At 69.6% G+C, this 12,933-nt stretch carries 13 protein-coding genes; 3 read left to right on the top strand and 10 right to left on the bottom strand.

Annotated elements, in window-relative coordinates; translation table 11 throughout:
• Positions 1-128 precede the first annotated feature (128 nt).
• Both AN216_RS22935 and AN216_RS22930 read left to right on the top strand, forming a co-directional pair.
• Entirely contained in the window at positions 129-1,676 is a 1,548-nt protein-coding gene (locus AN216_RS22935; RefSeq protein ID WP_070198608.1) for an MFS transporter, read from the top strand.
• A 104-nt stretch (positions 1,677-1,780) separates the two neighbouring features.
• Entirely contained in the window at positions 1,781-2,614 is an 834-nt protein-coding gene (locus tag AN216_RS22930) for a TetR/AcrR family transcriptional regulator (RefSeq protein WP_070198607.1), read from the top strand.
• A gap of 36 nt (positions 2,615-2,650) precedes the next feature.
• Here the strand turns inward: AN216_RS22930 and AN216_RS22925 are convergent, their stop codons facing one another.
• From AN216_RS22925 to AN216_RS22915, 3 genes are all read right to left on the bottom strand, one after another.
• The gene (locus AN216_RS22925; protein ID WP_070198606.1) at positions 2,651-3,472 is read right to left on the bottom strand and encodes a YceI family protein; all 822 of its coding nucleotides are present in this window, start codon (positions 3,470-3,472) and stop codon (positions 2,651-2,653) included.
• Positions 3,473-3,694: 222 nt separating this feature from the next.
• Positions 3,695-6,310 carry an MFS transporter gene (locus tag AN216_RS22920; RefSeq protein WP_107402077.1) on the bottom strand — a complete coding sequence of 872 codons (2,616 nt, stop codon included), beginning with the start codon at positions 6,308-6,310 and terminating at the stop codon, positions 3,695-3,697.
• 111 nt (positions 6,311-6,421) lie between these two features.
• Positions 6,422-6,874, bottom strand: a complete 453-nt coding sequence (locus AN216_RS22915) for a MarR family winged helix-turn-helix transcriptional regulator (RefSeq protein ID WP_070198630.1) — start codon at positions 6,872-6,874, stop codon at positions 6,422-6,424.
• A gap of 202 nt (positions 6,875-7,076) precedes the next feature.
• Here AN216_RS22915 and AN216_RS22910 point away from each other — a divergent pair, with 202 nt between their 5' ends.
• A complete protein-coding gene (locus AN216_RS22910) occupies positions 7,077-7,295 on the top strand; it encodes a hypothetical protein (protein ID WP_070198604.1) in 219 nt (72 codons plus the stop codon).
• A gap of 132 nt (positions 7,296-7,427) precedes the next feature.
• Here the strand turns inward: AN216_RS22910 and AN216_RS22905 are convergent, their stop codons facing one another.
• The 7 genes from AN216_RS22905 to AN216_RS22880 all read right to left on the bottom strand — a co-directional run bounded on the left by AN216_RS22905 (position 7,428) and on the right by AN216_RS22880 (position 12,908).
• Complete coding sequence (locus tag AN216_RS22905; protein WP_070198603.1) at positions 7,428-8,303, bottom strand: RNA polymerase sigma factor SigF; 876 nt, start codon at positions 8,301-8,303, stop codon at positions 7,428-7,430.
• A 281-nt stretch (positions 8,304-8,584) separates the two neighbouring features.
• Positions 8,585-9,400: an RNA polymerase sigma factor SigF gene (locus tag AN216_RS22900; protein WP_070198602.1), complete on the bottom strand. Its 816-nt coding sequence runs from the start codon at positions 9,398-9,400 to the stop codon at positions 8,585-8,587.
• Positions 9,401-9,645: 245 nt separating this feature from the next.
• Positions 9,646-9,807 carry a hypothetical protein gene (locus AN216_RS29435; protein WP_170843201.1) on the bottom strand — a complete coding sequence of 54 codons (162 nt, stop codon included), beginning with the start codon at positions 9,805-9,807 and terminating at the stop codon, positions 9,646-9,648.
• Between the two features lie 321 nt (positions 9,808-10,128).
• Complete coding sequence (locus AN216_RS22895; RefSeq protein WP_244502605.1) at positions 10,129-10,278, bottom strand: hypothetical protein; 150 nt, start codon at positions 10,276-10,278, stop codon at positions 10,129-10,131.
• Positions 10,279-10,513: 235 nt separating this feature from the next.
• Positions 10,514-10,879 carry an alpha/beta fold hydrolase gene (locus AN216_RS22890; RefSeq protein ID WP_170843200.1) on the bottom strand — a complete coding sequence of 122 codons (366 nt, stop codon included), beginning with the start codon at positions 10,877-10,879 and terminating at the stop codon, positions 10,514-10,516.
• 515 nt (positions 10,880-11,394) lie between these two features.
• Positions 11,395-12,507: an ACR3 family arsenite efflux transporter gene (arsB, locus tag AN216_RS22885; RefSeq protein ID WP_070198599.1), complete on the bottom strand. Its 1,113-nt coding sequence runs from the start codon at positions 12,505-12,507 to the stop codon at positions 11,395-11,397.
• The gene (locus tag AN216_RS22880; protein WP_070198598.1) at positions 12,504-12,908 is read right to left on the bottom strand and encodes an ArsR/SmtB family transcription factor; all 405 of its coding nucleotides are present in this window, start codon (positions 12,906-12,908) and stop codon (positions 12,504-12,506) included. The genes arsB and AN216_RS22880 overlap by 4 nt, the downstream gene beginning before the upstream one ends.
• Positions 12,909-12,933 lie beyond the last annotated feature (25 nt).

Below are 12,933 nucleotides of genomic sequence, written 5' to 3'. Positions count from 1 at the left end.
GTGGATGTCGGCCGTACGGGCGCCGGCACGGGGCGGGGGCGCGAGCCGTGGGAAAAGCGGATGCTTGGCCGAGCCTGCTCCTTCTACGTTGTAGAGGAACTACCGACTTACGCTGTATAAGGAGCCGCATGGCCGCCCCCGACCCGCACGCCGGCCACCCCAGGCGCTGGCCGATCCTCGCGGTGATCTGTCTCGCGCAGCTCACCGTGCTGTTGGACAACACCATCCTCAACGTCGCCATCCCCTCACTCACCCGGGAGTTGACGGCCTCCACGGCGGACACCCAGTGGATGATCAACTCCTACGCCCTGGTGCAGGCCGGCCTGCTCCTCACCGCGGGCAACGCCGCAGACCGGTACGGACGGAAGCGGATGCTCCTCCTAGGCTTGGTGCTGTTCGGCATCGGCTCGCTCTGCGCCGGACTGTCCGGGAGCGCCGACCAACTGATCGCCGCACGCGCCGGGATGGGCGTCGGCGGCGCGCTGCTGATGACCACCACGCTCGCGATCGTGGTGCAGATCTTCGACGACGCGGAACGCCCCAAGGCCATCGGCATCTGGGGTGGTGTCAGCTCGCTCGGGTTCGCGGGCGGACCGCTGATCGGCGGCGTCCTGCTGGACCACTTCTGGTGGGGCGCCCTGTTCCTGATCAACATCCCGGTGGCGTTGCTCGGGCTGCTGGCGGTCACCGCCTGGGTCCCGGAGTCCCGGGGCCCGCGCTCCGACCGCCCCGACCTGCTGGGCGTACTCCTCTCCGTCGTGGGCATGGTCGGCGTCGTCTACGCCATCACGGAGGGCCCGGAGGCCGAGGGCGGCTGGCTCTCGCCGGGTGTCCTGCTGCCGGGGCTTACGGGCGCGGGAGTACTGGCGGCCTTCGTGCTCTGGGAGTCCCGGACGCCGCACCCGATGCTGAACATGCGGTTCTTCCGGGACCGCCGGTTCGTGGGCGCCGTCGCGGGCGGTGTCCTGGTCGCCTTCGGGATGGGTGGCTCGCTCTACCTGCTCACCCAGCACCTCCAGATCGTGCTGGGTTACGGCCCGTTGGAGGCCGGTACGCGGATGGCGCCACTGGCGCTGACCGTCGTCGCGCTCAACTTCTCCGGCGTGGGGGCGCGGCTGATGGCCAGCCGGGGTACGCCGTTCTCCCTGGTCGCCGGCATGGCTCTGATGTCCGCCGGGCTCGGCTCGATCGCCGTGCTCGGCGCGGAGTCCTACGGCGGCATGCTGTTCGGACTGTTCGTGATGGGTGCGGGTATCGCGCTGGCGATGCCCGCGATGGCGCACGCGATCATGTCCGCGATCCCGGCGGAGGAGGCGGGGGTGGGAGCGGGCGTGAACGGCACCCTCACCGAGTTCGGCAACGGCCTGGGCGTCGCCATCCTCGGAGCGGTGCTCGGCGCCCGGTTCGGCGCGCTGCTGCCGGACGCGATGGCCGGGGCGACCTCGCTGCCCGAGGCCCTCGCGGGGGCCCGTACGGACGAGGAGCGTGGCGCGGCGAGGGATGCCTTCGCGGAGGGCGTGCTGAGCGCCCAACTCGTCGGTGCGCTGGCCGTGTTGCTGGGCGGGCTGTTGGCTTTCGCGCTGCTGCGCCGGGCAGTCGGAGCGGCGAGCGCAGGGGCGGAGGCAGTCGATCCGGAAGCCGACTCCGCCGTGAAACGGCTCGGGAGGACGCGGTGATCCGGTCCGCATAGCATCGGCAGCGCGGCCGGCCCGTCGGCCGCTGCTGCCCGTGACCGCCGCCGCAAGGCCGGGCCGGGACCGTACCGCCGAGGAGGAGTTCCATGGCTGCCGACAGCCGCCCCAGTCGTACGCCCCGGACCAGCGTCTGGCTGGAGGACGGGACGACGGGCGCGAAGCGCCGCTCGGGAGAGCGGCGCGCGGCGGCGCGACGGCAGGGCGGGTCCGCGAAGCAGGGTCAGCAGCCCGCCCTGGACCTGGGGAGTATCACCGCGGCCGCCGTACGCTTGCTGGACGCGGAGGGCCTGGCGAAGTTCTCGATGCGGCGGCTCGCCAGCGAGCTGGGCGTCACGGCGATGTCGGTGTACTGGTACGTGGACAGCAAGGACGCGCTGCTGGAGCTCGCCCTGGACGCCGTGCAGGGCGAGGTCCCGCTGCCGGACCCGGCGGACGAGTCGGCGAACTGGCGGGACCAGCTCCGGCAGCTCGCGTACGGCTATCGGGCACTTTTCGTCGAGCACCCCTGGCTGTGCCAGATGTTCGGAAATCATCTGAACGTCGGCCCGCAGGCGACGGCCTTCGCCGAGGCCAGCACATCCGTGATGCGGCGTACGGGGCTGCCGGCGCGGTTGCTGAGCGGCGCGCTGTACGGGCTGTTCTACTTCGTGTTCGGCTTCGCCACCGTGGAGAGCAACTGGGACGCCCGTTGCAGGGAGGCCGGGCTCACCACGGACGAGTACTACGCGATCGTACGCTCCCGGTTGGCGGATCGACCGGAGTTCGAGGGCTCGCTGGATCTGCGTGCGGAGGCTGGTGAGTCCGGAAGCGTGGCTGAGGCACGGGATTGGGACTTCGCCGTCGCTCTCGACTGCATCCTGGCCGGGATCGAGGCGCAGTGCGCGTTGCTCCCGTCGACCACGGACGGGCCGACCGCCTGAGGTCGGCCGGAGCCCTCCGTACGTCGCGGGCGCGGGTCATACGCTGGGCAGCGACTCGCCCTGTACCGCCTGGATGTCCAGCTCCACCTTGAGGGTGGTGCCGATCGCCGCGATCCCGGCGGCGACCACCTGGTTGTAGTTCATCGAGAAGTCATGCCGCCGCAGTTCGGTGGTCGCGCGGAAGGCCGTGCGTATCCCGCCCCACGGGTCGGGGCCGGTGCCCAGGCAGGACAGGTCGAGGTCGATGTCCCGCACCACCCCGTGCATCGACAACTGTCCGTGTACGGTCCAGCGGTCCGGTCCGGCGGGGGAGACCTGGGTGGCGTGGTAGGTGATCTCCGGGTACTTCTCGACGTTCAGGAAGTCCGGCGACCGGATGTGATCGTCCCGCATGGAGTTCCCGGTGTCGATGCTGGACGCGATGATCACCGCCTCCACGCTGGACTTCTCGGGCCGTTGACCGACCTCGATCCGGCCACTGAGGTCCGTGAAGCGGCCGTGCACACTGGAGATGCCCAGGTGCTGTGCCGTCGCCGCCACCCGGGAATGGGCGGGGTCGATGGTCCACGGACCGGGCTCGGGCAGTTCGCTGCCGCCCTGCTGGTTCAACGTCAGGGTGCCGAGGTCCGCCCGCCCGGAAGCGGTGACCAGCGCGGTGGAGGCGGACGGTTCGTAACCCACGGCCGTGACGATGACCGTGCACGCGCCCTGCGGCAGCCGGTCCTTGGTCCGTACGACGCCGTTCTCGTCCGCCTGTGCGCGCAGTACTTGCAGGCCCGTCATGTCGGTTACGGTCAGCACCGCGTGTTGCAGTGGCCATCCGTCCCGCGTCCGGATGTGCGCACGTACGCCTGCCATCGAGTCTCCTTCGTCTGTCTGGTGCCGACGCGTCAAGCTTTTCAGTCGTCCGTGGTGCTGGATCTGCCGGGTGTTCTCCGGTGTTGCCGAGTGTCCAAGAGGCCATGTCGGGCGTTCCCGGGCCCGAGTCAGGTCCCGATGCCCGTAGAGCCGGATGGCCGCCGGGCGGGCAGGGGTCGCCATGCTCGGGTGCGCACCGACCCCTGCCCGGTCTCCGACCGGTCACTCCTCCGGATGGCTCAGCTCGACGTCGTAACCGTCGACCCCGTGACCCTGCACGGTCAACGCGCTCGCCACCGGCGGGTAGCCGCTGGCGATCACGCTGTACTGGCCGGCCGCCAGGTCGGTGAACGCGTAGCAGCCGTCCTCGTCGGTGGTGGCGGTCGCGGTGACGTTCCCCGCGGCGTCGATCAGGGTCACCCGGGCGTCGGGCAGCGGGTGTTGGTCGGCTCCGCCGCGGATGGTGCCACTGACCCGCGCGCCGGGCTGCAGCGCCACCTCGAGCTGGGTGGTGCCGTGCTCGCCGATCTCGATGGGTCGGGCGTGCGGGCGGTAGCCGGGCGCGTTCACCGCGAAGGTGTAGGTGCCGGCGACCAGGTCGCTGAACCCGAACTCGCCGTCCTCACCGGTCTTCTTGGTGGCCAGAACCTCGCCCCGGATGTCCGTCACGACGACCATGGCTTCCGCCACCGGCTTGGCGTCCACCGCGCCGAGCACCGTGCCGACGATCCCGCTGCTGCCCGTGAGGAGTATGTCGTGGTGCACGTAACCATCCCCTACGGCGGCGGTCGAGGCTTGCGGCTGGTGTCCGTCCGCGGCGGCGATCAGCACGTACGAGCCGGGGCCGGGGGCGTCCAGGACGTAACTGCCGTCGGCGTGCGCCAGGCACCGGCCCAGCTGCCGGCCGTCCAGGGAGATCAGGGTGACGGTGGCGTGGTCGAGGGCCGCGCCACCCGGGTCCCGTACGGTGCCGTGCAGACCGGTGCCCGCGGAGGGGTCTATGGAGGCCGCGGCGGCGCTGACCGCGGTGGCCGCCGGGCTCTGCTCGGCCCGCGCGGTCTGTGCCTTCTGGGCCGCGGGCGCGCCGGCGGCGTCCGGCAGGGGGGCCCAGCTGGGGGCTTCCCGCGGCGTGGCGCCGTTCGGGCCGGCGCCGTTCGGCGCGGCGCCCACGGTGGCCAGCTGACTGGTGGCGTCGGCGGGCGCTTCCGTGGCCTGCCCCACGTCCAGCCGCGACGTCTCCCGGTTCGGCTGTTCCGCTGGACCGGCGGATGCGTCCGGCCACCCTCCCGGAGAGCCGTACTCCGCCTCGACCATGCTCGGCTTCGTCGGATCGTCCTCCATCGCGGACCTGGTCTTCAGCGGGACCTCCTTGATGAACAGCACCAGGAGCAGCCCGACCAGCGCCAGCGGGGTGGCGTAGAGGTAGATGTCGGCGATGCCGTCGCCGTACGCCGACTCGATGACCCCACGCACCGGTCCCGGCAGCTTGCTCAGGTCCGGGATGCCGCTGGTGCCGCCCGAACCCTGCTGCGGCTGCCTGCCCAGCTCGGCGAAACCCTCCCGGGTGTAGTGCGTGATGCGCTCGGCGAGGATCGCGCCGAGCGCGGAGACGCCGATCGCGCCGCCCAGCGAGCGGAAGAATGCCACCACCGAGCTGGCAGTGCCGAGGTCCCGCATGTCGACCTGGTTCTGTGTGCACAGTACGAGGTTCTGCATCATCATGCCGATGCCGAGGCCGAGCAGCGCCATGAAGACCGCGACCCGCCAGTACGGAGTGTCGTAGGCCATGGTGCCCAGCAGCCCGAGACCGGCGGTGAGTAGCACGCCGCCCGCGCTGAGCCAGGACTTCCAGCGGCCGGTTCGGGTGATGATCCAGCCGGAGACGGTCGAGGAGAGGAACAGCCCGCCGATCATCGGGATGGTCATCAGCCCGGAGACGGTCGGGCTCTTGCCGCGGGCCAGCTGGAAGTACTGGATCAGGAAGACGGTCGCGCCGAACATCGCCACACCGACGAACAGCGAGGCCAGCGAGGCCAGCGTGATGGTGCGGTTGCGGAACAGCCGCAGCGGGACGATGGGTTCCTTCGCCCTGCTCTCGACGAGGACGAAGAGCAGGCCGAGCACGAGCGCCGCCGGGACCATGACGTAGGTCTGCACGGACAACCAGTCGTAGTTCTTTCCGGCCAGCGACACCCATATGAGCAGCACGGATACGGAGGCGGTGAAGACGAGGGCGCCCAGCCAGTCGATCTTGACACCGGCACGCTTCACCACCGGCAGGTGCAGCGTCTTCTGCAGGACGATGAGCGCGACGACGGCGAACGGCACGGCCACGTAGAAGCACCAGCGCCAACCGAGCGCCTCGGCGTCGGTGATCACTCCGCCGAGCAGCGGGCCGCCCACGGTGGCCACGGCGAACACCGCGCCGAGCAGGCCGTTGTAGCGTCCGCGCTCGCGTGGCGCGATCATCGCGGCGAGGATGATCTGGGCGAGGGCTGTCAGGCCGCCCATCCCCAGGCCCTGGATCGCGCGGAATCCGATCAGCATGCCCGAGCTCTGCGCCAGTCCGGCACCGGCGGAGGCGAGCACGAAGATCACCAGGGAGAGCTGTACGAGCAGCTTCTTGCTGGTCAGGTCCGCCAGCTTGCCCCAGAGCGGGGTGGAAGCGGTCATCGTCAGCAGCGAGGCCGTCACGACCCAGGTGTACGCGCTCTGGCCGCCGCCCAGATCATTGATGATCTTGGGCAGCGCTGCGGAGACGATCGTCGAGGACAGGATGGCGACGAACATGCCGAGCAGCAGCCCGGACAGGGCCTCCATGATCTGCCGGCGCGTCATCGCCGGTGCGGAGGAGTGGGCTGACGCCGCGTGCTTGCCGCCGCGCCCAGGCTCGTCCTCGGGCACACCGGTGGTGGGTGCGGGGGTGGCCATTACTTCCTTCTCTGAGCTTCAGTGTCGCGGTGTGGGGATGTGTGTTGGGCAGAAACTCTCACGCAACCGGTCCAATAGTGAACTGAGTTGAGCAACATCGGCTTCCGACCAGTCGGCGAGTTGATGCTCGAGCACGTCGACGGTCCGCTCGGACAGTTCGTCGAGCTGCTGGTCGCCGCTCTCGGTGAGCCGGAGCAGCCGGGACCGACCGTCACGGGGGTCCGGGTGGCGCTCGATCCAGCCCCGTTCGGCGACGTGTGCGACATGGCGACTGGTGACGCTCATGTCGATGCCGAGCAGTTCGGTCAGCTCGCTCATGCGCAACTCGCCGTACTTGCGCAGCAGTGCGAGCACTCCGGCCGAGGCGGGCGGGCACTCGTTCGGCAGATGCCGGCCGAGCTCCCGGTTGACCGCTACGACCGAGCGGAGCTGCCGGGCGAGCTCCCGGTGCTCTGCCCGTTCCGCTGACACCACTGCCTCCCACTTGTTCGTTGCTTGAGGCAACCATACGAACGGTTACTTGCTGCACGCAAATTCAATTCGGGCATGCGAGGCAAAGTCTGGCTAAAGAGTCTGCGTACTCCTGACCAAGCCGTGCTCGGCCGCGAAACCGAGGCCGCCGGCTCTGGCCAAGGCTGTCTCGCCACCGGTGGGTTCGCTAGGGTCCAGCCTCATGGTTCACAACCCGCACGTACCGCAGGAGCCGCAGGGAACGCAGGGCGACCCCGCGGGCAGCACGCAGATGTTCCGTGCCTTCGTAGACGAGGGGGAAGGCGGACGGGGCCCGTCGAGCGACCGGGGCGCCGGCTCCGGAGCGCGTATCGGGCTGGTCATCGGTGCGGTCGCCGTGATCGCGGTGTTCGCCGGGGTGGCCTGGCTCGCGTTCGCTTGATCGCGCTTCGTCGGGGGCCAGGCTGATCTGCCCGGGCGCTTCTGCACGTCAGCTCGGGGCGTCTGGCCGGGCCGTCCGCTCGAAGCGCTGTCAGCTCGGGGCGCGCCGGCGTTGGCCCAGCGCGCCCCCACCTCAGTCCTCCTTGGTCAACCCGTCGCGCAGTTGTGCCAGCGTCCGGGTGAGCAGCCGCGAGACGTGCATCTGGGAGATGCCGACCTCCTCGCCGATCTGTGACTGGGTCATGTTCGAGAAGAACCGCAGCATGATGATCTGCCGCTCCCGGGGCGGGAGTTTGGCCAGCAGCGGCTTCAGCGACTCGCGATACTCGACGCCCTCCAGCGCGCCGTCCTCGTAGCCCAGTCGGTCCGCCAGGGAGCCCTCGGTGCCGTCCTCCTCCAGCGCCGGGGAGTTGAGCGAGGAGGCGGTGTAGGCGTTGCCGACGGCCAGGCCGTCCACCACGTCCTCCTCAGAGACGCCGAGGCAGGCGGCGAGTTCGGGCACGGTCGGGGAGCGGTCCAGCGTCTGGGACAGGTCGTCGCTCGCCTTGGTGAGCGCCAGTCGCAGCTCCTGGAGCCGGCGTGGCACCCGCACCGACCAGGCGGTGTCCCGGAAGAACCGCTTGATCTCCCCGACGACGGTCGGCATGGCGAAGGTGGGGAACTCCACGCCCCGTTCGCAGTCGAAGCGGTCGATGGCCTTGATCAGGCCGATGGTGCCGACCTGGACGATGTCCTCCATCGGCTCGTTGCGGCTGCGGAACCGCGCCGCCGCGTAACGCACCAGCGGCAGGTTCAGCTCGATCAGGGTGTCGCGGACGTACGTCCGCTCCGGGCTGTCCTGGTCCAGCACGGTGAGTCGGAGGAAGAGGGAACGGGAAAGGGTGCGGGTGTCGAAGTCTGCGGCGCCGGTGGGCGCCTCCGGGACGGGTACGTCCTCGGCTGCGAAGCGCGGTTCGTCGGCGGTCGTGTTCTCGGCGAGCACCTTCGAGCTGCCCAGTTCTACGGACATGCCACCCCCTGGAGGTCGCGGACGGTTCGAAACGGCGCCTTCGGTGGAAGGGGCACCTCCCCCTCCATACCGGAAGCGCCGCCACGGCAAACGCTGCTCTCGCAGAATGTCACAAGTCAGCAACGCGACGTAGCGCCAAGTCGACATTATTTTCGCGCGTCCGCGATTCGGCTCCCCTTCGCGTCGTACGCAGCCCACAGGCGCCGGCCTCACCGGGCCACGCTGTGTCGGAACTCACCCCGGCGCGGGTGCGTCCCGCCCGCCGGCGTCCCCCGTGCGACCTACGCCTCGATCGGATTTGCGGCCCGCAGTCTGGCGAAGCTCCGCGACAGCAGCCGGGACACGTGCATCTGGGAGACGCCCAGCTCCACGCTGATCTGGGACTGGGTGAGGTTGCGGTAGTAGCGCAGCAGCAGGATGCGCTGTTCCCGCTCCGGTAGCTGCACCAGTAGGTGGCGTACGAGGTCCCGGTGCTCCACACCGTCCAGCTCCGGGTCCTCGTAGCCGAGCCGGTCGAGCAGCCCGGGCGGGCCGTCCTCGCGCTCCTGAGCCGCCTCCAGCGAGGTCGCGCGATAGGAGCGGCCGGCCTCGATGCAGGCGAGCACGTCCTCCTCGGAGACGTTCAGCCGTTCCGCGATCTCCGCGGTGGTGGGCGAGCGACCGTGCAGCACGGTCAGGTCCTCGGTGGCGGCGCTGACCTGGACCCACATCTCGTGGAGCCGACGAGGGACGTGGACGGTGCGTACGTTGTCCCGGAAGTAGCGTCGGATCTCCCCGACGATGGTGGGCATCGCGAAGGTGGGGAACTGCACGCCCCGCTCGGCGTCGAAGCGGTCGATCGCGTTGATCAGACCGATGGTGCCGACCTGGACGACGTCCTCCATCGGTTCGTTGCGGCTGCGGAACCGCGCGGCGACGTAGCGCACCAGTGGCAGGTTCACCTCGATGAGCGCGTCCCGTACCTTGGTGTGCTCCGAAGTACCCGGCTCCAGACCGGTCAGCTGCTCGAACAGCACCTGGGTGAGGGCGCGCGCCGCCGCGCTCCGGCTTCGTGGTGGGTCGTCCGGGGAAGCCTGGGTGACCTGGGACTCCTCCACTCGGCCACCACCCCTTCGCGATGCGACGCTTGGAAAAATTTCCGTCAAAAGCGGTCATAGCATCACAAGACATGTGCACAGGGTGCAAGCACCTGGTTATTCCGTGTTGCCGCGGGAAGTCGGCGGTGCTGGAGGTCAGCGGTGCTGAAGGTGCTCGGGGCGGCGGGGTGGGCCGACCTGGGACAGGTGGCGGCGGGCCGTGGAGCGGCCGACGCGTACTCGCGCCTACGGCGGAACGGCCGGGGTCAGGTGATGAGTTCCGTCATGAAGTCGCCGACACCCTGGGCCGCGTCCGATATCCCCTCGAAGCCCACCTGAACGAGGTCCGCCGCACGCGCGGGCGAGGTCACGATGGTGTAGAGCACGAAGACGATGACGACGTACTGCACGACTTTCTTGATGTCCACCTCGACCTGACCTCCACAGTCGGCTCGCGTAACCCTGTCCCCGCGTGAGTCTAGCCAGCCAGGTCGGCCAGGTGAGGGGGAGTTGCACGCCAATTCGGCCGCCGGAAGGCCCGGTTGTGTGGCCCGCGGGCCGCTCTGTGCCCGGTCGGGCGGCCGTCCGCCCGGTCCCGCCGGGCCACCACGTGCTCCGGGGCCAGCACGTCGTCGTGGGAAGCCTCCACCACCCCGCACCCGCATGCCGCGGGCGCGCATGCCCCGCGCCCGCGGGGCTGGACGCGGGCGCCGGGGCGTACGACCCTCGGGCGGCCGGATTCCGCGGGGTCAGTCGCGGAACGAGCCGTCGGAGCGACGCGCGTGCTTGGACAGCAGGTGGTGACACTGTGGGCAGTGCCGCATCACGCCCCGCTTGACCAGGAACGCGACGCCGATCGTGCAGAGGTACAGCACGCCGGTGGCCAGCTTCTGCGCCACTCGGCCCAGCCACGACTTCGTACACGAAGCGCAGTCCCGGCATCCGTCCGCCATCGTCATCCTCCTGTCCCGCGCTTCTCCCGTGGAGCGCTGCTGTGGTGATCGGAAGGACGTGGTGCGGGTGGGGGCGCGTTGCTCCGCGTCCGGCACTGGGACGCGGCGGTTACATACGTCGCGCGGGTCGCCCCCCGGGGCGGGCGCGAGAGGCCCGTTCGTCGAGGGTAGGTCGCCTCGGTCAACTCTGGCGGCTGTCGTTGACTGCCGGGGTCGCCGCGCCGGTGGATGTGGTGGTGAGGTGAGGGCGTGCCTCGATTCGTGCCAGGTAGCTCTGGACGATCTCGACGTAGGCACGGCGGAGCGACGCCTCTTCGAGCATCGCGCCCCAGGAATGGCCGTAGACGTGCGGGCTCTCCAGGTCGAGCCCCTCGATCACGGCGCCGAGTTCGTCGAGGAAGCGGTTCACCGTCAGCAGCGACGGGTCCTCGATCGGGTCCGAGCGTCCCACCCCGAGCTGGTCGTTCCAGATGATCTCGCGTTCCCGGGCCAGTGGCTCGAACGCCTCGAACGGCACATCGCTCGGGTATCCCGGCCCGCCGTGCACCAGAAGGAGGGGTACGCCATGCTCGCCTCTTGGTGAGATCCGTCCGGCAGCGTCGGGCGGAGGGCCTGCTGGTGCAGCACTTCCCGTGTTTCACGGAACTGGCGGACAATCTCGCGATGGACTGATCCCACCCGCCGCGGGAGGGGTTCTGAGCTGTTCCGGATGCTCGTCGATCGACTGCTTGCCAGGCCCTCCCCCGTACGTTGTGAACGAGACCCAAGGGCAAAGCGGTTGGACGGTCAACGTAGTGGAAACACCGCGGACAAGTAAGCCTTGACTTGGTCCGCCGCTTCCGGCAGCAGCAGCGCTCGTTCCGGCGACGGAGCGCCCTGACGGGGCGTCAGGTATGGGAGACGCGGGTGTGTAACGGATGATGCGAGCGGCGCCGTTCTTCCCAACGCACTCGGGCGCTGCTCGGTTCGGGGCCGCACGCTCCGCCCGAGGCGCGGGACTTCCCTCGCTCTCGGGCACCGACCGCCTGTGCGACCCCTGGCAGCGCGCCGCCGGCTTCGGGATCAGACGCGGGCGGACTCTCCCGGCGGTGCTGTCGGTTCTACGGGTTGGGGATCGGGGAAGTACCTGCGGGCCGCCAGCGCGACGTAGACGAGGCCGATCAGGACGGGAACCTCGATGAGGGGGCCGACGACTCCGGCGAGGGCCTGACCTGAGGTGGCGCCGAAGGTGGCTATGGCGACCGCGATGGCCAGCTCGAAGTTGTTGCCCGCCGCGGTGAACGCCAGTGTGGTGGCCCGGGGGTAGTCGAGTCCCACCAGGCGGCCGACGACCATGGAGCCAGCCCACACCACGGCGAAGTACACCAGTAGTGGGATCGCGATTCGGACCACGTCCAGGGGACGCGAGGTGATCGCGTCGCCCTGCAGGGCGAACAGCACGACGATCGTGAACAGCAGCCCCCACAGAGCGAACGGGCCGACGCGGGGTATCAGCTTCGTCTCGTACCAGACGCGGCCCCGGGCCCGTTCGCCGAAGCGACGGGTGAGGAACCCCGCGGCCAGCGGGATGCCGAGGAAGATCAACACGCTACGGGCGATCTCCCACACCGAGACGTTCAGCCCGGTCTGTTCCAGCCCGAGCCAGCCGGGCAGGACGGAGAGATAGAACCAGCCCAGCAGGCTGAACGCCAGCACCTGGAAGACGGAGTTCAGGGCGACCAACACGGCGGCGGCCTCGCGGTCACCGCAGGCCAGGTCGTTCCAGATGATGACCATGGCGATGCAGCGGGCCAGCCCCACGATGATCAGTCCGGTCCGATACTCCGGCAGGTCCGGCAGGAAGAGCCACGCCAGGGCGAACATGACGGCCGGGCCGACGAGCCAGTTGATCACCAACGAGGGGATCAGCAGGCGGCGATCACGAGTGACGGTGTCCAGACGGTCATAGCGGACCTTGGCCAGGACCGGGTACATCATCACCAGCAGACCGAACGCGATCGGCAACGAGACGCCGGTGACCGTCACCCTCGCCAACGCGTCTCCCAGTCCGGGAGCGAGGCGCCCGAGGACGAGACCGCTGGCCATTGCCAGCAGAATCCATGCCGCGAGGAAGCGGTCCAGAAATGACAGTCGGGCCGCGACAGGTCCTGCCGCCGTGCTGGTTTCCGCGGTCACGAGGCGGCTCCGGAGGCCACGTCGACGGGCTCGGGCAGGGGCTGACCGGCGGGGCGGGTCAGAATTCCCGCGAGCTGGTCGGTCGTCTCCGGCAACAGCCAGTAGTACACCCACGTCCCGCGACGTTCACAACCGATCAGGCCTGCCTGCCGCAGCAGCTTGAGGTGGTGGGAGACGGTCGGCTGGGACAGGTCGAAGTGCGGAGTCAGATCGCAGACGCACACCTCCCCGCCCGCCCTTGAGGCGATCATCGACAGCAGTCGCAGCCGGATCGGGTCCCCCAGGGCCTTGAACACCTTCGCCAGCGCCTCAGCCTGTTCCTCGTCCAGGGGTGCGGTCAGCAGTGCTGGGCAACATCCCTCGACATCTGGGCCGACGACCTCAAGCTCTTGTTTCGACATGCTTCTATGTTGACGTTTTTCGATG

It is taken from the genome of Streptomyces oceani, from assembly GCF_001751245.1.
Taxonomy (GTDB): Bacteria; Actinomycetota; Actinomycetes; order Streptomycetales; family Streptomycetaceae; genus Streptomyces; species Streptomyces oceani.
This window is presented reverse-complemented; position numbering and strand designations above follow the sequence as displayed.

Bases quoted from the DNA above. Each gene is read 5' to 3' on its own strand.
- AN216_RS22880 (WP_070198598.1), bottom strand. From the start codon at position 12,908: ATGTCGAAACAAGAGCTTGAGGTCGTCGGCCCAGATGTCGAGGGATGT.
- AN216_RS22925 (WP_070198606.1), bottom strand. From the start codon at position 3,472: ATGGCAGGCGTACGTGCGCACATCCGGACGCGGGACGGATGGCCACTG.
- AN216_RS22905 (WP_070198603.1), bottom strand. From the start codon at position 8,303: ATGTCCGTAGAACTGGGCAGCTCGAAGGTGCTCGCCGAGAACACGACC.
- AN216_RS22930 (WP_070198607.1), top strand. From the start codon at position 1,781: ATGGCTGCCGACAGCCGCCCCAGTCGTACGCCCCGGACCAGCGTCTGG.
- AN216_RS22910 (WP_070198604.1), top strand. From the start codon at position 7,077: ATGGTTCACAACCCGCACGTACCGCAGGAGCCGCAGGGAACGCAGGGC.
- AN216_RS22935 (WP_070198608.1), top strand. From the start codon at position 129: ATGGCCGCCCCCGACCCGCACGCCGGCCACCCCAGGCGCTGGCCGATC.
- AN216_RS22920 (WP_107402077.1), bottom strand. From the start codon at position 6,310: ATGACGCGCCGGCAGATCATGGAGGCCCTGTCCGGGCTGCTGCTCGGC.